At 35.8% G+C, this 25,110-nt stretch carries 19 protein-coding genes; all 19 read right to left on the bottom strand.

Annotated features, from left to right (window positions below; all coding sequences use genetic code 11):
• Entirely contained in the window at positions 1-642 is a 642-nt protein-coding gene (locus AB674_RS01285; RefSeq protein ID WP_047773132.1) for a hypothetical protein, read from the bottom strand.
• A 78-nt stretch (positions 643-720) separates the two neighbouring features.
• Positions 721-1,071, bottom strand: a complete 351-nt coding sequence (locus AB674_RS01280; protein WP_047773130.1) for a cytochrome C oxidase subunit IV family protein — start codon at positions 1,069-1,071, stop codon at positions 721-723.
• Positions 1,072-1,089: 18 nt separating this feature from the next.
• On the bottom strand, positions 1,090-2,076 hold the full coding sequence (locus AB674_RS01275; protein WP_047773128.1) for a cytochrome c oxidase subunit 3: 987 nt from the start codon (positions 2,074-2,076) through the stop codon (positions 1,090-1,092).
• A gap of 42 nt (positions 2,077-2,118) precedes the next feature.
• On the bottom strand, positions 2,119-2,706 hold the full coding sequence (locus AB674_RS01270; protein ID WP_047773126.1) for a heme-copper oxidase subunit III: 588 nt from the start codon (positions 2,704-2,706) through the stop codon (positions 2,119-2,121).
• A 2-nt stretch (positions 2,707-2,708) separates the two neighbouring features.
• A complete protein-coding gene (cyoE, locus tag AB674_RS01265; protein WP_047773125.1) occupies positions 2,709-3,611 on the bottom strand; it encodes a heme o synthase in 903 nt (300 codons plus the stop codon).
• 159 nt (positions 3,612-3,770) lie between these two features.
• Positions 3,771-5,909, bottom strand: coding sequence for a gliding motility protein RemB (locus AB674_RS01260; RefSeq protein ID WP_047773123.1), 2,139 nt, complete (start codon positions 5,907-5,909; stop codon positions 3,771-3,773).
• On the bottom strand, positions 5,910-6,653 hold the full coding sequence (gene deoC, locus AB674_RS01255; protein ID WP_047773120.1) for a deoxyribose-phosphate aldolase: 744 nt from the start codon (positions 6,651-6,653) through the stop codon (positions 5,910-5,912).
• A gap of 123 nt (positions 6,654-6,776) precedes the next feature.
• Positions 6,777-7,160, bottom strand: coding sequence for a VanZ family protein (locus AB674_RS01250; RefSeq protein WP_047773285.1), 384 nt, complete (start codon positions 7,158-7,160; stop codon positions 6,777-6,779).
• A complete protein-coding gene (gene gcvH, locus AB674_RS01245; RefSeq protein WP_047773117.1) occupies positions 7,153-7,533 on the bottom strand; it encodes a glycine cleavage system protein GcvH in 381 nt (126 codons plus the stop codon). The genes AB674_RS01250 and gcvH overlap by 8 nt, the downstream gene beginning before the upstream one ends.
• Positions 7,534-7,619: 86 nt before the next feature.
• The gene (sprA, locus tag AB674_RS01240) at positions 7,620-14,870 is read right to left on the bottom strand and encodes a cell surface protein SprA (RefSeq protein WP_047773115.1); all 7,251 of its coding nucleotides are present in this window, start codon (positions 14,868-14,870) and stop codon (positions 7,620-7,622) included.
• Between the two features lie 24 nt (positions 14,871-14,894).
• Positions 14,895-15,476 (bottom strand): Holliday junction branch migration protein RuvA, encoded by a 582-nt coding sequence (gene ruvA, locus AB674_RS01235; protein ID WP_047773113.1) that lies wholly within the window; start codon positions 15,474-15,476, stop codon positions 14,895-14,897.
• Between the two features lie 66 nt (positions 15,477-15,542).
• On the bottom strand, positions 15,543-17,834 hold the full coding sequence (locus AB674_RS01230; RefSeq protein WP_047773111.1) for an NADP-dependent malic enzyme: 2,292 nt from the start codon (positions 17,832-17,834) through the stop codon (positions 15,543-15,545).
• A 159-nt stretch (positions 17,835-17,993) separates the two neighbouring features.
• Positions 17,994-18,419, bottom strand: coding sequence for a CBS domain-containing protein (locus tag AB674_RS01225; protein WP_047773110.1), 426 nt, complete (start codon positions 18,417-18,419; stop codon positions 17,994-17,996).
• Between the two features lie 927 nt (positions 18,420-19,346).
• Positions 19,347-20,270 carry a tRNA epoxyqueuosine(34) reductase QueG gene (gene queG, locus AB674_RS01220; protein ID WP_047773108.1) on the bottom strand — a complete coding sequence of 308 codons (924 nt, stop codon included), beginning with the start codon at positions 20,268-20,270 and terminating at the stop codon, positions 19,347-19,349.
• A complete protein-coding gene (locus AB674_RS01215) occupies positions 20,270-21,616 on the bottom strand; it encodes a cytochrome P450 (protein WP_047773106.1) in 1,347 nt (448 codons plus the stop codon). The genes queG and AB674_RS01215 overlap by 1 nt, the downstream gene beginning before the upstream one ends.
• An 11-nt stretch (positions 21,617-21,627) precedes the next feature.
• Positions 21,628-22,650 carry a Holliday junction branch migration DNA helicase RuvB gene (gene ruvB / locus AB674_RS01210; RefSeq protein ID WP_047773104.1) on the bottom strand — a complete coding sequence of 341 codons (1,023 nt, stop codon included), beginning with the start codon at positions 22,648-22,650 and terminating at the stop codon, positions 21,628-21,630.
• A 201-nt stretch (positions 22,651-22,851) separates the two neighbouring features.
• Positions 22,852-23,433: a hypothetical protein gene (locus AB674_RS01205; RefSeq protein WP_165579339.1), complete on the bottom strand. Its 582-nt coding sequence runs from the start codon at positions 23,431-23,433 to the stop codon at positions 22,852-22,854.
• Positions 23,418-23,903, bottom strand: coding sequence for an RNA polymerase sigma factor (locus AB674_RS01200; RefSeq protein ID WP_047773101.1), 486 nt, complete (start codon positions 23,901-23,903; stop codon positions 23,418-23,420). The genes AB674_RS01205 and AB674_RS01200 overlap by 16 nt, the downstream gene beginning before the upstream one ends.
• 1 nt (position 23,904) lies before the next feature.
• Complete coding sequence (locus tag AB674_RS01195) at positions 23,905-24,741, bottom strand: alpha/beta fold hydrolase (protein WP_047773099.1); 837 nt, start codon at positions 24,739-24,741, stop codon at positions 23,905-23,907.
• Positions 24,742-25,110: the final 369 nt, after the last annotated feature.

Genomic DNA, 25,110 nt, shown 5'->3' with positions numbered 1-25,110 from the left:
TTAAAGTTGTTTAGTGGCATTGTGATTCTTTTTAAGAGCGGCACGATATTCATATAAGATAATTTTAAAATCATCTAACATTTCGTTACTCAATTCAGACGGATGAAAAGTATCGTATCCTTCTTTGTAGTCTTTCTTATCTTTTCTGCCTCTCAAATTTCTTTCTTTATCAATGATGTAGACATTAGAAGTCCCTAAGGTATCATCCAGTTTCCCTTTTAAATTGAGTTGCTTGTAAAAGGCTTTGATTTCGTCAGGTGATGCAAAAACAAACTTCCATCCTGACACATCTGTAAAAGGTTTCAGAGCATCTAATACTTTCTGTGCTTCCACTTCGGTACCGGTTGGACAAAGCACCACAAACTGAAGGTCTTCAAAACCGTAGTAGCGTTTGTATATTTTCTCGTTTAGGTTAAAGTAATTACCACGATTGGCTAAAATATCATCGCCAGAAAAACCTAAAACGGTTATCTTTTTATCGAGCGAAACTTTTTTACCGTCTAAAGATTTCCAATCTCCAAAATCCTTGATTTTTGGCGTTATTACGGGAAGTGTAGTAAAACTGTTTACTCCCGAGGCAAAAAATAAATAGGCGACAATTGGCAAAACAAAAAGCACAAAGAGAACTATATTTTTTTTCATTATTTCAGTAGAAGTTATTGAGGTACAAAAATAAAAAAAGCTCCGTTAAACGGAGCCTCTTTTCGAATTAATATCATGTTAAAAATTCCATTTAATAGTAGAATCTTTAAAAACACCATAAATATAATGTCCTTCTGTAAGTAAAATAAATAATAAATATAAAACCAGGAAAATAACCGGTGATACGACAGACCATCTAAGACTACTTGTTTCACCTTCCATGTGCATAAATGCCCATACAATGTAGTATGCCTTGTATATAGTTAAGATATAAAATATCCAGTTCAATAAATTCAATCCTACAAAATGATTAAATTCTAAAACTCCAGGTTTGTAGATCCCTAAGATTACCTCTACAGTAGTTACCATAGACAATAATAGAAAAACAGACCAGATTCTTTTTGTATTTGATACGTGCTCGTGTGACATAATAATTAAAATCTAAAATTAAACTAAGTAGAAAACTGTAAATACAAATACCCAAACTAAATCGACAAAGTGCCAGTATAAACCAACTTTCTCTACCATCTCGTAGCTTTTTCTTTTCTCGTAAGTTCCTAACAATACATTAAAGAAGATAATGATATTGATGATAACTCCAGAGAATACGTGGAATCCGTGGAATCCTGTAATGAAGAAAAAGAAATCAGCAAACAATTTACTTCCGTATTCATTTCTAGTCAGGTTTGCACCTTCTACTACATATTTCGCAGTACTTAAACGAGCTTCAGATTCAGCTCTGTCTAAAACAGTTTTTTTCTTTTTCTCTGTCAATTTTTCTGTTCTCACCAACAATTCAGGGTGTGCTTTAAAACCAGCCTGAACTTCAGCAACAGAATAAGAAGCTACTGTTTCAGTATCTTCCATGAACCAAGAAGTTTTACTTCTGGTCAAAGCTTCTCTTTGCTCCGGTAATTTAACAGCAAAGTCAGCTAAAGCTACTCTTTTACCATCTTTATCAACGAACTGCAACAAACTTCCTCCTGCTGTTTCAACAGCACCATATTCTCCTTTAATGAAGTTTTTCCATTCCCAGGCTTGTGAGCCAACGAAAATAAAACCTCCAATAATAGTTAAGAACATGTAGATTGCAACTTTTGTTTTTTTCAATTGATGACCTGCATCAACCGCTAACACCATAGTTACAGATGAGAAAATCAAAATAAAAGTCATTAAGGCTACATAGTACATCGGAGCCGAAACGCCGTGCATAAATGGAAAGTGAGTAAACACTTCATCAGCCAAAGGCCAGGTTTCAATAAATTTAAATCTTGAAAAACCATAAGCAGCAAGGAATCCAGAGAATGTCAAGGCATCTGACACGATGAAAAACCACATCATCATTTTACCATAACTTGCTCCTAATGGCTGGATCTCATGACCGCCTCCCCAAGTTTTTTCGTCGTTATTTGCAGTAGTAACTGTCGCTTTCATAAAAGATATTCGTTAAAAAGTTCCCAAATTTACGTTTTTTTCTTATTTAAAGAAATATAAAAATAAAAATAATAATACCCATAATAAATCCAAAAAGTGCCAATACATCGCACCTAGTTCTATACCAAGAGTTTGAGTCGAATTGTATTTTTGTTTAAAATGATTATAAATTATAATTAAAAGTGAAATCAACCCTCCAGCCAAGTGTAATAAGTGTGTAACGGTAACTACATAAAGAAAAGTTGTAGTAATAGAACTACCCTGTCCTGTAAAATAATAGCCGCTTTCTACAATCTGTCCAAATCCTACAAATTGCAAAACCACAAACAAAACACCCAACGCTAATGTAGCCAAAAGAAAAGCCGTAGTTGCGCTTCTATTGTCCTTTTGAATGGCTTTTTTAGCCAAGTAAAAAGTAACACTACATCCTATAATTACAGCAGTACTAAAGTAAAATGCTGTTGGAAATTCAAAATTCTTCAACCAATCCGGTCTCGATCTGCTCACTACAAATGCACTTGTAAGACCGCCAAACATCATGGTCATACTTGCCATTGCGAACAACAAAATCAGCTTAGCCGACTTTGATTTTCTTTCTTGTTCTTCACTTATTTTCATTGTCATTTCCATAACTATCTTAAAAATTTATCTACTATATATATAATTTGCAATAACGAAATATACGAAACACTAACCAACATTAGTGTTCTTGCTGCCTTTGCAGTTCGCAATTTGTACAATCGTACCGCATAAAACAACATCCATAATCCTAATAAGAAAACCAAAATTGCAGCAACCGGCGAGATAAACAATTGTCCGGTATACCCTAAACATGGCAATAGAGAAGCTATAATCAACCAAACGGTGTACAACATAATTTGCATCGCCGTTCCTTTGTCTTTTCTTCCTGTTGGAAGCATAAAGATTCCTGCTTTTTCATAATCTTCATACAAAAACCATCCAATTGCCCAAAAATGAGGGAATTGCCAGAAAAACTGAATCAAAAACAAGGTTCCGGCTTCTATACCAAATTCTCCGCTGGCTGCAACCCATCCTAACATAAAAGGAATTGCTCCCGGAAAAGCACCAACAAAAACAGACAACGGTGTCACTGTTTTTAAAGGCGTGTAGATACTGGTGTATAAAAATATAGAAATAGCCGCAAACATAGCCGATTTTGCATTGATGCTATACAACAACGCAATTCCAACAATGGTTAATAAACTAGCTACAAACAAAGCCATTTTTGGAGACATACGCCCTGAAGGAACGGGACGATTTTTGGTTCGATCCATTAAGGAGTCGATATCTTTTTCGATTACCTGATTGAAAGCATTTGAAGCTCCAACCATACAATATCCTCCTATCATCAAAACGATCAGAACACTCCATTTAAAAGGATGTTCGTCATTAACACCTAACAAATACCCCGCAATAGAAGAAAACAAAACACTAATTGCTAAACCAGCTTTAGTGATCTCTTTAAAATCGAGAAACAATGATTTAAATGAAAATGTGTTTTTAGTAGCGTTCAATACGATAATTGTTTTGAATGTTTTTTTTGAGTGGTGCAAATGTACAAATTGATTATAGAATCAGAACCTATAAAATTATATTTTTTTCAATAAAACCTTTACAAAATAAGGTCTTGCAGATTTTTAACACAATCTTTTCGAAAAATCTTATTAAATATCCTAGTAATCAAAATACCAATTAAAGATATCAGAACGCAATCCGATCGTAAACCAGGTAGTACTTTGTTTAAATGTAGTTGCCGTTTCTTGTGTCGGATCAAAATTCCTGTAGATAAAACTTCCGAAGAATTTCAAATTTGTCATCGGATTAATCAAATATCCTCCTTGTATATCGGCAATAAAAATACTGGTTTTATTACCCTGCCCTACTTTTACACCGGTGTCATACGGACGTTTTTCGTCGTAACTTTTATAAATATCACCACCGTAATTAAAACTGTCTGCCGTGGTATTAAAATCCAAACCACGTTTCCCAGTTGTAAATTTTGCATCGGCAAAATAACGTCCTTTGTGATAACGTGCGATTGCTACTAATTCCTCAAAATTCCCTCCCCATTGGTGCCCCATACTCTGATTGTTATGACCGTAATTGGTAATAACAGCACTATGTGAATACACATACGGACGCACATGATTGTATTCGACCTGCAACAACAAATCCTTTACTTTGAAGGCATTAAAATACTTGGCTCCTATTTGGTACCCTATTTTGTTTTTCCAGCTGTTATCACCCCCTTTTATATCTCCGAATGAAAATTCATCGATTAAAAGCTGCGCATATAAATTAAGTTCATTGTTCCATTTGTATTTTGCAGACATTCCCAAAAGCGCATTACCACTTTTTGATGATGATGTAAACTCGACTGTACGGTAAAAAATAATCGGATTAATAAAATTGACATCAAATCCTCTGTTGTTACTATCGGTCCAGACCACCGATTCGAAGAAACCTAAATTCAGCTTATTTGAAACGTTCCAGCTTAAATAATGATTCGCCATAAATTTTGTTGCATAGGTTTTTTCAACCGTAACATCGGGACGAACGTCTTTTAGCCACATGTAGGTATTGGTGTATTTTATCTTCCAGAAAGTAGTATTGATTTTAAAGTACGGATACGGACTTGGCCCGTCGCTTTCCAACAGCGAACGATAGCCGTCTCCGATAAAGTTTCTGCCATAACCCAATTGCAAATCAAAAAACTTACTTGGAGCAAATGTAATATTGGCTTCCGCTAAAGGGAAATCGTACGCATCTGTTTTAAATCGTTTTGCAATTCCAACTCCGGGAATAATCGCCGGATTTCCTCCGGATGGCTTTATAGACTCTGCATAATCATTAAAATAACCTGCAAATCGACCTTGGCTTTCAAAAATTGTAGTAGTAAAATTAATCTGCTTCCCTAAACCTCCTCTAAAATTCAAAGCACGAGTATTGACATAAGTCGAAGGATCAATATCTGATGCCTTACCTACTTGTAAATCAAGAATAGGGTTTAATGCCAACCAATAGTCTTCGCCTTGAATTTGCACTAAATTCTCGTTCCAGAATTTTCTTCCTAACCAGGTCGTTGTTTTTTTCTGAAGCGATTCGTTAACCGCTTTTAAGTTATAGTATTTTTTAACCTCATTATAGGTATAAGGCTTAGAAGCGGTGTGATTATTACTTCCAACCTGATTCATTGCTCCGTCAAACTGCGCATAATAACTGTGAGAAAACGGAATGTTTAAATGACTCTCAAACTCCGGATTGTTGTATTTTTTATACACAATACTGTCCAGTTCTGTCATTGGTTTTTCTACCGGTCTTAAAATCTCAGCCGCTGCCAAAGCTTCTGCTGCAATCTGATCCGCACTTTTTAACGGTATTCCAATCACAATGGTGTATTTTGAATAGGTCGGTTTTCCATTATAAGTAGAGGGTTTCACAATAGGAAACTTCCCAAAAACACGCTTTGCTTCTTGCGACAATGCCTCATTCAATGCATTTACATAAATCACTTTAAACGCCCCTTTTTCATCCACTTCAAAAAGAACTCTTACTTCTCCTTTATACTCTGCTTGTTTTAAATCTTGAGGAACTTCAAAATTATGAAAGACAAAATCCTGCACTTCTTTATAAAAACAATTTTCCAGTTTTTTAGATTGCAGGTTTTCACAATTAGAAAAAACAGGAAATTGCTCTGATGCAAAACCGGGAGTGATGGAAGAATTCGTATTTTCCTGCGAAAAAGCAAACAAGGCGGATAATGTAAAAACGAAGGTTAAAAAAATCTTGTTCACGTAGAATTGGGTTTTCATTTAATATTGATTTGAGGTATTTTCTCCATTGGCAATTGCTTTTGCCGCCGAAGTTCCGATGCGTTTAACTCCTAAACGAATCATTTCTATTGCTTCATCATACGATCGCACTCCACCGGCAGCTTTTACCGATAAAGGGGATGCATTTTCTAACATCATAATTATAGTTGGGACCGTAGCTCCGTTTGGCAAATCATTTTTGGTTTTAAAAAAACCGGTGGATGATTTCACAAAAACTGTAGTATAATTTTCTTCTTTAAAATTTGATATGACCACATTTTTTATCAAAGCCGAAAGCTGAATAATCTCCTTATCCGTCAAAGCAGCCACTTCAATAATCCATTTTACGGTCTTATTGTGCGCCAGTCCCACTTGTGTACCGATTAAAACCTCTTCCTTTATCAGTGCACTGTCACCATTTTTGAAAGCCTCGTAATTACAGACAAAATCCAAATCGTCGGCTCCGTTTGCTATTGCTGCGTTTGCTTCTTTAATTTTTGTTTCTAAATCTGATTTACCTTCCGGAAAATCGATAACAGTACCAACAAGCAAAGTCGAATTGGCTTTTAGAATCATTTCTCTAGCCAAACTTACGTTTTCAGGACGAATCATAACAAGCTTAAACCCTTCCTCAATTGCTTCGGCAATCGTCTTTTTGACCACAGCAAGATTTGCTGCCTCAGAAAGTCCCGCTTGCGAAGCAGTTTTTAAGTAAGTAGAATCCAAATAGTACTTAACGTTCATGATATTAAGAATTATAATCGGGGACAAAAATACGTTTAAAATTCAGAAAAAAAACACTCTTACCGTTCTTCATTTTTAGGCAATAAAAAACCCACCGAAGTGGGTCTTTATATTCTTATATTCTTATATTTTATCGATTTGCTTCTTTAAAGCTATTGCTGTAAATATTGCCGTTGTACTTCCAATTGTATTTGCTAAAACATCTGCTACATCTGCCGCTCGGGTAGTCGTAAGAACACCTTGCAAAATCTCGATTGTAATTCCGAAGAAAACGGAGAAGATAAACGAAATCAGATAGGCTTTAAAATCATCTGTACTTTTTCCTTTTAATTCTTTTTTAAAAAACAAAATCCAGGAAATCGTAAATCCGAAATGAAAACAAAAATGCACTACTTTATCAATGCTTGGAAAACTTACCGCAGGAATATTACTGGAATCCGTTAAACAGAAATAACTAATAATTCCGGAACAAATAATGGCCCAGCAAAGCAATATTTGTTTAGGCACCAATTAATTCTTTATAAGCTTCGTCACTTAACAATGAATCAATTTCTGATGCATCAGCAATTTTTATTTTGATCATCCATCCTGCTCCGTAAGGGTCAGAATTTACCGTTTCAGGTGCACTTTCTAAACTATCATTAAAAGCAATGATTTCTCCAGTTAATGGTAAGAACAAATCAGAAACCGTTTTTACAGCTTCAACAGTTCCAAAAACCTCGTCTTTATCTAAGGTTTGATCTAAAGTTTCTACTTCAACGTACACGATATCACCTAACTCTTTTTGAGCGAAATGAGTAATTCCTACAGTTGCTACATCTCCTTCGATGCTAATCCATTCGTGATCCTTTGTGTACTTTAAATTTGTTGGTATGCTCATAATAGTTATGTTTGAAAATTGATATTTGAATATTTCAGCCACAAATGTAATAATCTTCTAATGAAATCTACTTTAGAAATTCAAAATTAATTTCCGAAATTGTATCGTAGTGTAAATCCGGATCGAATATTAGTTAATGGGAATGATGTTGAAATCACCGCTTTAGAAAACGAGTGGTCGTAATAAAATATAGCGGTTAAGTTTTTACTGAACGAATAATCTGCCGTTACTTTTACCGACCATATATTTTGTCCTGCGGCCAACTGATTGTTATCATAATCTAAATAACGTACCAAAGTTTCGTTTTTACGCAAAGAGAAATCCGCTTTTATATTAATGTCACTTTTAATAATTCCCGTCGGAGTATCGGCAAGTCTGGAAGAGAAAATAACATCTTTGAAACGGTATCCTAAACCAATTATATATTCCATTCCTTTTACCTCGGTCAATAAATTATTATCAAAACTCATGGACAACGCTCTGTCTTTTTTGATTTCCGTAAGCACTCTCAACGAACTTTTCAATTCAAAATCCACACGAATAAGCGGACTAAACTGCTCTACCAAATTGACATTTGACATCACGGTCTTATTGTAGAAATTGTAATTTACATCCAGTCCATTTGATTGTGGCGGAGGGTTGTAGAAATCAAAATTAGATCTAAATTGATTAATAGTATAAGAAGCACGGTAATTGTGCTGTAGCGAAAAACGTTTAAATTTATCTTTAAAGTACTTATAGCGCATTAATCCATTATACTTAACACTCCAGTTTGGAATTGGAAAACTTCTAAAAATATCGGTAGATACTCCCGAAGCATCTTTGCCGGAATAAGCCGCTAAGAATGATGGTAACAATACAGCCTGATTACTTTTCCCAAATCCTATAGGATATCCTTGATTTGAAGCATATATATCTCTTTTCTTTTTAAATGGATCATCGGCTGTTGGATCTAACGGTGGCCCCGGAACGTCACTAACATTATAACGAGGTATTTCATTCCCGGCTCCATAATAACCCTCTGCCAATCTGTTCGCAATTACCAGACGATTGCTTCTAAAATCATCAAAAGCGGCTGATTGAGTAGCATCACTTGTTGAAAAAGAAGTTCCAATCAATACCGTTGAAATCGAGAACATACCATAACTGTAGCGTGATAAAGGATTATACATTCCGTTTTCACTTACACTATATTGCTCTGAGCTGTTCTGAGAATAAGCCCTGTCCATCGCCAAATCAATCTTTAAATCAGGGAACAAATCCACGTTAGCCGTTACTTTTAAAAGCGTATTGGTTACTTGTGTAAAACTCTGATTGAAATCCTGATAGGTAGTAAGCCATCCACTTTTTGCTGCTTCATAACGCACATCATCCTGACTACCAAAAACAAATCCTAATGTTGGTCTTGAAGTTCCGAAGAAACCAACGCTTGGCGTATACCCGGGTAAAACTGTTCCGCTATTTTTAGTATAATTAACCTGAATGTTTTTTACGCTAGTCAGCACACCGATAAGTCCATCATAAAAAGGACTGCTACTCGAAACCTGTTTTGGTGTATTTACAATTTTCTCTCCCGGTTTTGGCGGTGCTGTTGCTTTAGGTTTTGCCGGTTTTCTACCGCCCGGCGTCAGACCAACATATTTATACAACATCCCCATATTAAAGGTTGTTGTCAACGTATTGGAGTTGGCATTCTGAATAGTATTTCCTAAATCATAAACCGATCCATCTGGTGCTTCATACTCAGAAAAGGCCGTTGAAGAACGTTGCCAGCTGTAATCTGCCGTATAGGAATAACTTGCTTTTATAAAACTTAAAGCCGGAATTTTGTTGATCGGAATCTCATAATTCAACACTAACTGTTGCATGTGCTGATTTGGTGTTCCGATGTCCAAATAATCATCCCATATTGTAAAATCTTCTTTTGGCGAATTATCATCATTTAGAAAATTTCTAACAATATTATTAGAGGCTGCTGTATAATTCAGTTTCAGTGATTTTGTCAAATTATACCCAAAACCGTATTGGTAATTGAAGGCGAAATTTCTTCTGTAAAGTGGTCTAAGTCCAATTCCTCCCGCATCTAATTCCACTTCTCTAAATTGCTGACGATTACTTTGTCTTAAAATATTCGTATTAAAAGTAACATTAGAGGGCAAGTAATTGAAATTAATATCACTTAACATCTTCCAATAGTCGCTTTTTTTCATGAACTTGGTCTTCTTAAAAGGGACCACTTCTTTGGGTTGAAAAGTATAGGCATAATTTACCGCAGTACTCGATTGCTCGTCCTGAAACTCTTCAATTTCATAATCATGACGTTCGACCTGATTGTAGGATTGTGAAAATGTAAAATTTTCGACATCATACACATGTGGTTTCTGCTCCGGAGCCCTGTCTTTTCTAACACCAATAAAGTTAATACTTCTTCGTTTTGTATAATCAACAGCACGGGTTCTGATATTTTCTTTTTCAGCCTGATTCGTCGTTTCTCTTAACAACTGATCTAATTTTATATCCTGATTAAAAGGATCATATTCGGGCGTAATTACCTCTTCTCCGATCGCATAATTAAAAGGCAAATTGATTCCCCATTTAGGAGGTAATAACTTTCCTAAATTTAAATTAGTTACAATGTTGTACTGCTGTATGTCTTCCCTGTCTCTTTCATTTGCTCCTTGTTCAAGAGATCCAAAACCAATCGTACTTTTACGTCCGGTAGCCGAAACGGTAGCAAAATCAGCCATATTGGTATCGATGCTTAATACCGCTGCCATCCCTCCTTTATTCTCCAGATCAGCCATACGGAGTTCATTAAACCAGACTTCTCCTTTTATATCTTTATGATCCGCAGCACTTTTTACTCCGACCATTAAATTTCGAACCAAACCAAAATTTGGATTTCCTTTTATACCTAATCGCAGTTTACTATCTCCATCACCATCTGCCACAGTGGCATCATCATCGGGATAATAAACACCATTAATATCTCTCTTATCCGAATTAATATCGAGTGGCATTGCTTTAATTTTCATACGGGTCAACAACTCCAGCGCCAAATCAATACTATTTTCATCAAACCAGACATCTTCGGGGGTTACTGCACAAGAACCAGCTGGTCTTGTCACTTTTAAAGGAATTTCAACTTGATAATAGTTCTGCGTAAAGTCGTTACCAAAACGAAGAAATCCGATCATTTCACCATCTTCCAGCTCTCCATTAGGCAATGCTTCAGCATGCAAAAACATTTTCAGTTTTTTGTATTGACGCATGTCAACACTTACATTTTTAAAAACAGCTCTTGAATCCCTGAATTGCAATCCACCACCTGAAACACGTAAAGCCAGCGACTGCTCATTTTGATTGATAACCGTATTATTATTATACAACTGTTCTCTTCGTACTCCTGGAGGAATTACATAATTAACAGGGCATTTTGTGGCATTCTCCTGTACGTTGACTGCTAAAACATCAAAATCAGTATTATCGTCCTCTGCATTTGTGTCATTGGCATCTAATGTTCCTGTGTATCTTCTCCATTCTCCTCTTACCAAATCTAAGGCTCCAAAACGCACCGTCATTTCATTACTAAAACCAGTCATAAACATACGCATGAATCGAATCGATCTGAAATCGGTAATATTTCCAATCGTATTTTCAGGCTGAGATACCGGAATTTTAAACTGAATCCATCTTGCGTTAGTCGTACTTCCATTAGGCAGATCAGCATTGCTCACCTCACGAATATCAGTAACGTAGTTTTGTCCTACCTGCATTCCGGGCTTAATATCAATACTATATTCATAATAAGCATTAATCGTATTCATGGTATTGTCACGATTGATATCTTCGACGTCAGGCAATGTTGTAGATCCACGATTTGGGTCATTGATACTAACAGGTGAATTCCCTTCAACACCATTATAATTTCTATAACGATCTTTAACTCCTCCTTCTCTGTTTAGATAGTAGGTATAATTATCTGCAGCCGGATCCGGTTCAGAAGCATAATTAGAATAAACCTCACTCTCTCTGGAATCCGGTAAACCATCTAAACCAACGTCCTGATTTCTACGATTCCCTTCATTGGTATCGAAGGCATAAATTAAAGATTGTGATGCAGGAACTTCTCCCCAAAGCGCACGTGGTTTTACCATTAACTGATCCGGTCCTAACCCGTTTTCATATTGTTTTCTTCCGTCTTTTAATACATCTTCGGAAACTTCCCCTAAGTTAAAATAAATTTTTCCCGTATTATTGGCGGGCGACTGCCCCGTTCCTATATAAGGATCGAGTACCCAAAATTGGATGTACTCGACATTTCCCTGTTCAAAATTGGTTGAATTTATAGCACGCATTATACCTCCAAAATTGGAAGAAGCGGGAGCGGTATTAAAGTTCTGATTGTTATTATACGGACCTCTTTCAGACGGATAATAACTTAAATCCAGTGTATTAATAACCTGTATTTGCCCCTGGGCTATATCGGTATTTGGATACAACTCTCTGCTATAAATTCTCCTTGTTGTATTTAACGACAGATCATCGTTTGAAATACCGGATGGTTTCGACGAATAAAAAACAGGATCAATGGTATACCAGGATAATTTTGCTCTTTTAGACCCGTACTCTAAAGTACTTGAACTAGCCTTAAACTTATCATCCGCAATCAAATCTGATTTTACAAATGGTGTTGACGCTAAACTCCACGCATAAGCGGAGCGCATATCAATGGTAGATTGCGAACCCTCAAAATCATCTATATATATCGTAGCTTCTCCTTCAAAATCACTGGCTTTTGGAGCATCAGGTCTTAAAAAAGCAACTTCACCACGAATGGAAAGATTAGAAGGAACATCGGTATCGATATTTGGCAGTTTATTTACCAACCTCGTAAAGAAAGGAACTTCTGTTGCATAATTCCCGTTAAACCCAAAAATCGTGTTATTTACAGATTCCTGACCATAACTTGATTTTTGTGTAAAGGGTCTTTCTGTCATTTTTAAAAAAGTACCACCAACAACAAATTTGTCTGAAATTTTATGCTCCACATTCACCCCCATAAATCTTCTGGTTTGTTGTCCGAAAATAGAATTATTTTCTAACGAAACCTGAATCGGTGTGTTGGACGCCTGAAGTGAAGGGTCTAAAATCTGAACTCTTCCTAATTGATAATCGACACTGTAATCAATACCTTCAACCAAAACTCTACCGCCGGCTGTTACGACAACAGAACCTTGCGGCACATTAAAAGCTCCGATCGGAATACCGTTATTTCCTGTAGATTTGTATTTACCTCTTAATAAGAATTTATTTTTATCGGCATCCTGCAAAGCTCCGGATTGGGTATTTCTATACATGTTTCTAAACACGTATTTCTTTTGATTTAAGTTGTAAGTATCGGGACTATTATAATCTTCTCCCGCTGCACCTTTTAGTTTTTGAAACATCAGTTCTCCAAAAGGCTCTTTGGTTGTAAAAATAATTCGTCCGTTTTGTGCATCAACAGTAATCCCCGGTATATAATCAAAAAAACCATCTCCACCCTTCTGAGGGTCATTATTATAATTTAACTGATCAATATTAAAGACATTTAATAAAGGCGTTTTTGTCACATAATAATTCGCCGGATTTGGATTAACAGGATCATCATCCGGGAAATGAGTTCCCGTAACCGGACTAATATAATTTATAGGAGACGGATCTGTATAAAGTATATTTAACCTGAAATCATCTTGTTTGATCTGATAAGCCTGAGGAATCTGATAAACGTTTTTCATCATCAAATTCCAAACCGGATTTTTAACGTTGGTCAAACTGCTTTTCAGCATTTTCAAAATCAAACTCTGCGTAATAATGGTTTGATTCGGAGTATTATTTCCTGTCACTAAAGTACCATCAACACCATCACTACCAAATTCCCCGACACGGTATATCTTATCTCCAACCGTATATTCAAAAGCTACGGCCAAAATTTCGTCATTGGCCAAACGCTGTTGCAAAGAGATATATCCTAATTGTGCATTAAAAGTATACTCATTCGTGGTTAATTTACGGGCATTTTCTAATACGGAGTAATCGGTTCCTTCGCTTACATCTACATTAAAACCTTTTCTTGCCGTTACAATTTCCCTAACGTTCTGATTCAAAAAACCACCGGTACCGATAGTCGCTGGATCGTATTTGTTATTTTTATTGTCACTTGGCGTACCGATTCCAGCCACAAAAAAGTTTACTGTACTCCCTATCACTACCACTTCATTATCCGGAATTCCCTGAATTTGTGCTTCTCCTAAATCCTGAAGTGCGATAACATTACGCAAGTTATTATTGGTTGTACTTACTCTGTTTTGTTTATTGGTTACCCAAACTTCAAGTCTTGTGATCTGAGCACGACTGTCAATAAAGGGATACTTCTTTAAAGAGGCATCGTATTTATTTCTAAAGTATTGAGATAAAAAGAAGTGTCTGTCATTATCATAATCTAAAGCATACAAATCAAAATTCTGAACCGTACCGCCACCTTCTGCAACTATACTCTTGGTTTGTGACTTTTGTTCTGAGAAAACTCCGGTAATAGTTGTCTTCCCAAATTGCAGTTGTGCTTTTACTCCAAACAAACTTTGGGCCCCTCTGATTAAAGTACTATTCAGTGGCATGCTAACATTACCAACTTCAATTTTCTGAACAATATCATCCTCTGAAGGCGTATAAGCCAGTTTGAATAAATTTTGAAAAGCAAATGTAGATTGGGTGTCGTAATTAGCATTTACCTCTAATCTCGTTCCCACTTTACCCATTAAACTCATACTAATCCTCTGATCAAAGTCAAAGGTTAGATTGGATCGGTTTCTTGGAGAAAAAGAAGGATTGTCTTGTTTAGTGTAACGAATCCCAAGATCCATTTCAACTGATCCTGTGGGCTTTACATCAATTGTATTACTTCCAAAAATGCTTTCAAAAAGACTTGAATTAATATAATATCGGGGTAGCAAATCCTTTTTGGCGGCTTCACTTCCTGATTTTTTACCGTCAATCGCATCCGATTTTTTTCTGAAATAATCTCTTCTGGATTCTTTCAAAACTAAAGCTTCGTACTCTTTTGGCGTTAAGACAATTGGATAATTAATAGAGAACCCATCTACCGATTTGGTATAAATGTATCGGTCTGTAATGGGATCATATTTATAAGCCGAAAGTATACTGGGTGGGTTTTCCAACTCTAATTTCCCGACAGAAAATTGAGTTTTAGTTGTATCTTGAACTGCTGGATTTACTTGCGCCCGCAAAACATTACCGCAAAATAAAACCAGTAAAAAAATACAAATTTTACGCATACAATTCGTTTATATAAATTGAGTTTATAAGCTTTTTAATGCTTTTTTAATGATCGTTTCGACAGTCGCCTCCGGATCTTCTTTTACGATTTTTTCGACTACTTTTTCTGAAGTTTTACGAACAAAACCTAAAACCTCCAAAGCAGATAACGCTTCATCACGGTTTGTATTGTTCTGAACCACTGAAACTTCGTCCAAATCGTACAATTTTAACACTTTTTCTTTTAAATCAAGTATAACTCTCTGTGCCGTTTTGTTTCCAATCCCTTTTATAGATTGTATCACTCCAACATCCCCAGAGGCAATGGCGTTTATAATTTGTTTTGGCTCTATTGAAGATAACATTGTTCTGGCAATATTAGCTCCTATCCCCGAAACGGACAATAACATTCTGAATATTTCTCGTTCTGATTTTTCTACAAAACCAAATAAAGTATGCGCATCTTCTTTGATTTGAAGATGCGTATACAATTTTATAAAATCAGCATTGGGAAGCAAAGAAAATGTGTGTAGGGATATATTAACATGATAACCCACTCCACCACAGTCAATTACGACTTCTGTGGGGTTTTTTTCTACTAATTTCCCTTGCAAATGTGCTATCATAGTATAATTTGTTATTGTCAAATATAATAAAAATAAGACAACATTAACAGTTCCTAACTATATATACTACTTAGCTAATTTATTTTTTTTACTTTCTTTTTCCTGAGCATCAATAACCGCAATTGCAGCCATATTAACCATTTCTTCAACACTTGCTCCTAATTGGAAAATGTGAACCGGTTTACCCAGACCCATCATAATCGGACCGATTGAATTTACTTTATACAATTCTTTTAACATTTTATAAGTAATATTCGCTGATTCTAAGTTTGGAAAAATTAAAGTATTTACTTTTTTTCCTGCCAATTTAGAGAACGGGAATTTTTCTTTAAGCATTTCCGGATTCAAAGCAAAATCTGCCTGAATTTCTCCATCAACGATCATATCAGGGTAGTTCTTATGCAAATAAGCTACTGCTTCTCTTACTTTTGAAGCACTTTCGCTTGTAGAAGAACCAAAATTTGAAAAAGAAACCATTGCAATAACAGGCTCAACTCCAAACATCCTTGCCGTTTTAGCAGTCATCACAGCGATATTTACCATATCTTGTGCTGAAGGATTGATATTGATTGCTGTATCTGATAAAAACATTGGTCCACGAGAAGTCAACATCATGTTTGCTGTTGCTACTAATGAAGCTCCTTGTGCTTTTTCTACCAATTGTAACATCGGTTTTACCACACTTGGGTAACTTCTTGAATATCCGGTAACCAAAGCATCAGCTTCACCTTCATTCACCATCATGGCAGCAAAGTAGTTTCTCTCGCGCATGAATTTCTGAGCATCAAGTAATGAAATACCTCTTCTTTCTCTTGTTGTCCAATACGAATTAGCAAATCTGTTTCTTCTTGCTTCTTCTTCTGGAGTTTTAGGGTCAATGATCTCAAGTTCAGCATCAAAACCTAATTCTTCTTTAAGTTCTAAGATTGATTCTTTGTTTCCTAACAAAATAGGGAAACCAATACCATCTTCATAAACAATTTGAGCTGCTTTCAAAACATTTAACTGATCTGCCTCTGCAAAAACAATTCTTTTTGGGTTTAATTTAGCACGGTTTGTAATCAAACGTACCATTTTATTATCATTCCCCATTCTTTCCAAAAGCACCTCTTCATAAGCTGCCCAGTCTGTAATAGGATTTTTTGCAACACCAGATTCCATTGCTGCTTTTGCAACCGCCGGCGCTACTACTGTAATTAATCTAGGGTCAAATGGTTTTGGGATGATATATTCCGTACCGAAACCTAATTTTGTTGCTCCGTATGCCACATTTACTTGCTCCGGAACTGGTTCTTTTGCTAATAAAGCCAATGCTTTAACAGCTGCCATTTTCATAGCCTCATTAATTTTAGTCGCTCTAACATCTAAAGCTCCTCTAAAAATATAAGGAAAACCTAAAACGTTGTTTACCTGATTAGGAAAATCCGAACGCCCTGTAGCCATAATAACATCTTTACGCGTCTCAACCGCTAAAGTATAACTAATCTCAGGATTTGGATTTGCCATGGCAAAAACGATAGGATTATCGGCCATAGTCAACAACATTTCTGCTGACATGATATCACCTGAAGATAATCCTAAGAAAATATCTGCTCCTTTTAAAGCTTCTGCTAAATCGATTGGAGCGATATCAACAGCATATTTTAGTTGTAAGCTTGATAGAGAAGGGTTGTCTTTTGTTAAAAGCCCTTTACTATTAAACATTAAGATATTCTCTACTTTTACTCCTAACAAAACATATAAATCAGCACATGCCAATGCAGCCGAACCTGCACCGGAAACTACCATTTTTACATCTTCTGCTTTTTTTCCTGCCAATTCAAGTGCATTGATTAATGCAGCAGACGAAATAATTGCCGTACCGTGCTGATCATCGTGCATTACAGGAATATCCAATTCTTCTACCAATCTTCTTTCGATTTCAAAAGACTCTGGTGCTTTGATATCTTCCAGATTAATTCCTCCGAAAGTTGGAGCAATATTTTTTACGGTCTGAATAAATTCTTCCACATCTTTTGTTCCGATTTCAATATCAAAAACGTCAATGTCAGAGAATATTTTAAACAACAAACCTTTTCCTTCCATAACTGGTTTAGAAGCTTCCGGACCAATGTCCCCAAGTCCTAAAACGGCTGTACCGTTTGAAATTACAGCAACTAAATTTCCTTTTGCTGTGTATTTGTATACGTCGTCAACATTTTTTGCAATTTCTAAACATGGCTCAGCAACACCTGGTGAGTATGCCAAAGATAGATCTCTTTGAGTTGCATATTTTTTTGTTGGAACTACTTGAATTTTTCCGGGAGTCGGCTTCGAATGATATAATAACGCCTCTTCTCTTTTACTGTCTTTATTCATTGTTTTTAGCTTTTATTCTAGCTTACAAAGATATAAGTCTTCACTTAAAATGGCATGTTTTTGTTGCTTTCTTTTGTTAAAATAACGTTTTCGTAATCCAAAAAAAAATAGTCCAGCAAGATTTGGACTATTTTTTAAAGTTTATTTTTTGAATTTCACTTACTGCGAAATATACGAATTTAAGTGATTAATAGTATCTTTCTGAATTTCTATAATTGCCTTAACAACATCACTGATAGAAATGATTCCGACTACAATTCCGTTTTCCAAAACCGGTAAATGTCTGATACGCTTTGTGCTCATAAGCTCCATACAATCTTCAATTTTATTAGAAAGTTGTACCGAAAAAACATTCGTTTCCATAATTTCATGCACAAAGGTCTCTTTTGAAGATTTGTCTTTCAAAACAATTTTTCGGGCATAATCTCTTTCGGATAATATTCCTTTTAAATCGGATCCGTCTATAACCAGAATTGCCCCTATGTTTTTTTCTCCCATTACTTTCAGTGCTTCATAAACAGTCGTCGTTGAAAGCACGGAATAAACATTTTTCCCTTTTGCGTTTAGTATTTGATCTACAGTCATATCTGAAAAATTTTAGTTCTATAAAGTTAAAAAAAAAGGAACAGAAATAACAAATATTGTTATTTTTCACAATCCAACCAACTCATTTTAAACATAATACATCTAATTTTTAGATTTTAGATTTTTCCAATAAAGAAGCGGACTATTTCTAAAGTTTTTTTGCAGAAAAGACAGGTTTTTGGGGATTAAAGACTTTTGTTGCGAATTTAACCACAAAGTTCACAAGGTTTTACGCAAGGGGCGCGAAGTTAAATTATGGTATAGTAAATCCTTTTAAATTTTGTACCTACTTTTTTTTCACGCAGATTTAGCAGATTAGGCTGATCTGTTTACCTCTTATAAAAAATCTGTTCAATCTGCTAAATCTGCGTGAAAAAGAAAAATTTTGCGCTCTTTGCGTCAAAAAAATAACCGTTTTCAAAGTAATAAAAACCTTTGTGAACCTTGCATTTAATTTTTTAATCGCAAAAAAAGCAAGGGGCGCTATTTTTTTTCCTAGCCACAGACAACTGACTTCCCTCTGTTTGTGTCATCTCGACGAAGGAGAGATCACATCCTATATTCGACAACAATCCCCCCTGTTGGTGTCATCTCGACGAAGGAGAGATCACATCCTATATTCGTCAACAGCTCTTCCTTTGTTTGTATCAATTCAACAAAAGAAAAATCAATCCTAATATTCGACAACTGTGTGTGATTTGCTAGTGTGATCTCTCCTTCGTCGAGATGACACTCTAAGGGCGGGTACTGTTATCATGGAATGTATTTACGGTCGTAGTTTTCAGTAACAGTTTACAGTCGCAGTTTTCAATCACAGTTAGCAGTCTAAATCTGAAACCATAAAACAAGACAGTCACAGTTTTCAGTCACAGTTTCTACCCAGAAGTTGGAATTTGGAATTTAAAAAATTGGAATTTTTTAAAAATTTTATTCTAGAAATTTAATATTACGTTTAAGTCCATCAAATTTCGTCCTCTTGATAGGTGAATTTTTAAAGACTGCTCGAAATGTTTCTTCGGTAATTTCAATCCAGTCTTTTTTGGAGAAAGAAAGCACTTCGGGATTAGGATTAAACAGGGGTTCAGAATGCGGTTTGGAGAACCGATTCCAGGGGCAAACATCCTGGCAGGTATCACAGCCAAATGCCCATTCATCAAATTTACCCTTCATTTCCATTGGGATATTTTCTTTGAGTTCAATCGTGTAGTATGAAATACACTTACTCCCATCCACCACATAAGGAGCCACTATTGCTTGTGTTGGACAAGCATCGATGCAGGCGGTGCAGGAACCGCAATGATCTGTTGTGGCGTGATCATATTCCAAATCAAGATCTAAAATAAGTTCGGCGATAAAATAAAAGGATCCTACTTTTTGAGTGAGCAGATTACTGTTTTTACCAATCCAGCCCAAACCGCTTTTGGCAGCCCACGCTTTGTCTAAAACAGGTGCTGAGTCAACAAACGCGCGACCCGAAACTTCGCCAATATGTTCCTGAATCGAAAAAAGAAACTCTTTTAGCTTTTCTTTTATGACTGTATGATAATCTTGCCCGTAAGCGTATTTTGAAATTTTAAAACTTTCTTGATTTTGAACTTCTTCCGGATAATAATTTAGCAAAAGAGAGACAACACTTTTGGCATCATCAACCAATAAGGTCGGATCTAAACGTTTATCAAAATAGTTTTCCATATAGGCCATCTGACCGTTATGGTTTTTCTTCAACCAATTTTCCAGACGCGGGGCTTCCTGCTCCAAAAAACCAGCTTTAGAGATTCCACAAGATAAGAAACCAAGTCTTTTTGCTTCTTCCTTGATAAATTTTGAATATGTCTCTTTAGAATTAATCATTATCTCTTTGAAAAAACAACTTCTACACCCACCGGTTTTAAGGTAATTAAAGGATTAAACTGAACCGTAGTTTCCACGGAAGTAATCTTGTATTTTTTAACGATATGAGCAATTGCCAAACACATTTCGTAGATCGCAAACCCGGCTCCAATACACATTCTGGGTCCGGCACCAAAAGGGTAAAAATAAGACATTGATTGCTTTTTCTGCTCTCCCAAAAATCGCTCGGGATTAAAGTCATCGGGATTTTCCCAGTACTTCACATTGCGATGTAACTCATAAAAAGAAACTCCAATTAAGGTTCCTTTTTTTATATTATACCCTCCTAAAGTATCGTCTTCAACATTTTGTCTGTCTGTAATCCAGGCTGGCGGATACAGTCGCATCGATTCGTTTAAAACGGCATTTGTATAGGTCATTTTCTGAAGCTGTTCGACAACATCTTCTGTTTCAGCTTCGATTTTGAGAATCTCCTCCAAAACTTTCTGCTGTACATCAGGGTTATTACCCAAAAGATGTAATGTAAAAGTCAAAGCATTGGCTGTCGTTTCGTGTCCTGCCGTAAAAAGAATCTTTATCTCATCTATCAATTGCTGAGTTGACATTCCTTCACCGCTATCTTCATAACGTGTTTCTAGAAGCATATTAAGCAAATCGTTAATTTCGCTTTTAGAAGCCACTCTTTCTTCGATGATTTCCTGAATAATTGTATTATTCTCTTCTGCTAATTCCAGGTGTTTTTTTACCTGACCGCTAACCGAAAACCACCAGGCTTTATGAGGAAGCCTAATTTCTTTGATGAGGAAGTTTTGAACTTCTTCAATAATAAATTTTATCCGATCTAATTTCTCTTCCGCAATTGAAAATTGGAATAATGATTTGGCCACTACATTAAATGCCAGCTCACTCATTATCGGAAAAAGATCCACTTTTTGTTCTTCAGCCAGACCGTCCATCTCCGAAACAATGGTCTGTCTCATGGTCTCGACAAGCTGATTCATTTTTTGTTTGTGAAAAGCAGGTTGAATAAGTCTTCTTTGTTTTAACCAAAAATCCCCATCAACCGTCAAAAGTCCTTTCCCTAAATACTTCGAAAGATAAACAGACTGAAACCTTGACTTATGGTAATTCTTCTGATTTTTCTGTAATATATATTGGGCAACTTCATTATCTCTTGATAAAATGATATGTTGTGAACGACCAATTTGAATGGAAAAGGAATCACCAAACTTATCAAAGTATCTTTTATGAAACGGAATAGGATTCTTACGAACCCCTTCAGCATCTAAAAAGAACCGGAGAATGGAAAGTTTCTCCGGGTAACTGTATTTTGTACGCTCAGACATTTTCAAAAGAATTAAAATAATCCGCCCTGAATATTTGTATTGATTTTACCTAGATGTTTATACGCTTTATCTGTGACTTCGCGTCCACGTGGCGTACGCATAATAAAACCTTCCTGAATCAGGAAAGGTTCGTATACCTCTTCGATCGTTTCGCTACTTTCGGATACTGCTGTTGCCAAAGTAGACAAACCAACCGGACCTCCTTTAAATTTATTAATGATAGTCAGTAAAATTTTATTATCCATTTCATCAAGACCATGCGCATCGACATGTAATGCTTTCAAGGCATAACGCGCAATCTCTATGTCAATAGTTCCATTTCCTTTTATTTGTGCAAAATCACGAACTCGGCGCAGTAACGCATTTGCAATACGAGGTGTACCTCTGCTGCGTCCGGCAATTTCGATAGCAGCTTCAAGTGAAATCGGCATTTTTAATATAGAAGCACTTCGCTCGACAATAGTCGTTAAAAGTTCGGTAGTATAATATTGTAAACGAGAGGAGATTCCGAAACGCGCACGCATCGGTGCTGTCAGTAATCCGGATCGCGTTGTGGCTCCAATTAAAGTAAAAGGATTCAAATTGATCTGAACGGTTCTGGCATTTGGACCAGATTCAATCATAATATCAATTTTAAAATCCTCCATTGCCGAATACAAATATTCTTCGACAATTGGGCTCAGACGATGGATTTCATCAATGAACAAAACATCTCTTTCATCAAGATTAGTCAGCAAACCAGCCAAGTCTCCGGGTTTATCTAAAACGGGACCCGAGGTAATTTTTATTCCAACCTGAAGTTCATTAGCCAAAATATTAGCCAATGTTGTTTTACCAAGTCCGGGAGGACCATGAAACAGGGCGTGATCTAAAGCCTCGCCACGTTGATTGGCTGCCGCAACAAAAACCTTTAAGTTTTCTAAAACTTGGTCTTGTCCGGCAAAATCATCAAATGACAGGGGACGCAATCTTTTTTCAAGATCTAGCTCTTCCGGGTTGTATCCTTTTGTGGTAGGATCTAGGTTTTCATTCATCTTACAAAGATAAACAAAGTAATCAGTTTGTAAAACAGTTAAATTCCAAATAAAAATCCAAATCCCGACAATGATTGTGATCACAGTGGGATTTGGATGTTGTTATTTTCTCAGTCCTTAAAAAATTGACTTCTGAATTTTTAAATCTATTAATCTTCGGATCTTCAATTATGCCTTTTGAAAAGTCGTGTCTGTATTTTTCTAAGACATATTTTTCAAGAAATGTAAAAGTTTCATTTCTCTTCTAATTATTCTGATCATTACTAATCCAAAGAAAAATAAAAACCCGAATCCACTGAACACGATATAAAGATAAAATCCCTTGGAAAAACTCTCTTTAAAAATGGGCAAAAGAAAAGCAAAACCCGCCATATAACTCAGATAAACTATAGGTGTGAAGATATAATGAATTTTTTTTCTCCAATCATAAAACTGATGTGCTTGTTTACTGTACTCTAATAAGGTCACATCTGCTTTTAAGTTTTCTAATTTTCTCGCACTAATCCACTCCAGGATTATACGAATTAGAAGCATAGAAATCATAATCCCCAATCCTAAACTGAATAAGGTCTGCTTATATGCCCCAACCCAAACATAATAAGCGATTAATACGATTGAAGTCAGACTTAGAATAATTCTCGTCCAAAGATGATTGTGTTTAATTTTTTTTGTGTGTGCCTCCCCTTTTTTAATAATCTCGGAGGCTGTTGGTACTACTTCGGGTGCTGTTTGCTGGTCCCAAATATTTTGTAAGTCTTCAAATGTTTTCATTGTTGTACGCATTGAGTTAAACTTTTTTTAATTCGATGAATTCTAACTCGAAGTGTTTCTTCGGTGATCCCGATTACTGCTGCTATCTCCGGATAATCGATTCCGTCTAAGGTCATCAGGATAATCATTTTGTTTGTTTCTTCAAGCTTTTGTATGCATTGATACATTTGTTGAAGTTGCTCTTCTTTTTCATTCGAATAGCTTTCTGAAACAACCTGAGGTAAAATATCGGCTCGAATTTCTTTCTTCGTAGCTGATTTTCGCAAGTAAAGAAGACAGGTGTTTACCGCTATCCTATAAATCCATGTACTAATACTGGATTCATTTCGAAATGCGTCTAAATTCTCCCAAACTTTAATGAAAATTTCCTGAGTGGCATCAGAAGCCAATGCGACCTCTCCGCAAAAATAACCTTTGCACAGTCGAAATACTTTAGCGTAATGCTTGTTGTATATATCGTTAAATTGCTCTTTTTTGACCACCTTATTTTATTTCTGATTTAATTTTTTCCATATACCAGTCCGGCTGATCGTACATCACAAAATGAGCGGCCTTTTCTGCATAATAAATTTTAACAGACGGCAGATTTTCATACTGCGCTGTATACGTTTTTTGAACTGTACTAAGATCCGGATTTGTGGCAGCTAAAATTACAACCGGAATTTTTATTTTGGCAATTTCTTTTCTCAAATCTAAATTAAGCATATCAATGTAACCGTATACAAAAGTTTTTCTATCGGCAACATTCATCCATTCGTTGATTGTTTTTTGCTTTTCTTTGTTTAGACACATGTATGGAGTCGACTGCGCATTCATTGCTTTAAACGCATTTTGATCCATAGCCAACATCATTTTGCTCTGTGGATTGTCATAAGGAATCACATCTCCTTTGTAATTCGGAATCATCAATGCCGCACTTGCAGGTAAAGCATCCACAATAATTACTTCTTTAAACAGATTCATTTCTTCTGCTGCTAACCACAAACTTAAAGTCCCTCCCAAACTATGACCTATTAAGGTGGCTTTTTTTAGTTTTTTGGCTTTTACATAAGATACAACTTCGTTTTTTATCGTAGAGAGCCAAGGGGTTTCTATTGGAGGAACAGTCCCAAATCCCGCAAAAGTAAAAATGTGACATTCGTTGGTTTTAGAAAGTTCAGCTACCGTCTCCTTCCAAACTTCTCCTGTACAACCAAAACCAGGGAATAATAAAACAGGGGCTCCTTTTCCTTTTACTTCTACCTTAAAGGCAGTTTGAGAAAAAACAGTTTTAGAAATAAGAAGCATGCATACGATAAGTAAGATTGATGTAGTTTTCATAATGTTTAGTTTTTTAAAGGTTTTCCTTTTGATGCAGTGCTATAGTATTTGTTACATCGAAAAAGTAGTTTTTTCAAAAAAAATGACACACTAAAAAACAATACTTGCAAATCAAGTCTGAAAACATGCTTTCTCTTTGAATTTTTTAACCATATAAGTTATGTAAGTCCATTTTAGAGTTGGCTTTGTATTCCTTGTCTTTACTTTGGATTTGAAAAAATGTTAAACTACTAAAAGGAATTTTGGATCAAGTGCACAAAGTTGGGGATTAAATAAAAAGTATACTTAAACCATGTAAGTGATTTAAGTTCATTTTAGATTTACTTAAAACTACTTGCCGAAAAAAGATCAAATCCGAAAGCCGTGGGG

The sequence above is a fragment of the Flavobacterium sp. ABG genome (genome assembly GCF_001027725.1).
Classification (GTDB): Bacteria; Bacteroidota; Bacteroidia; order Flavobacteriales; family Flavobacteriaceae; genus Flavobacterium; species Flavobacterium cupriresistens.
This window is presented reverse-complemented; position numbering and strand designations above follow the sequence as displayed.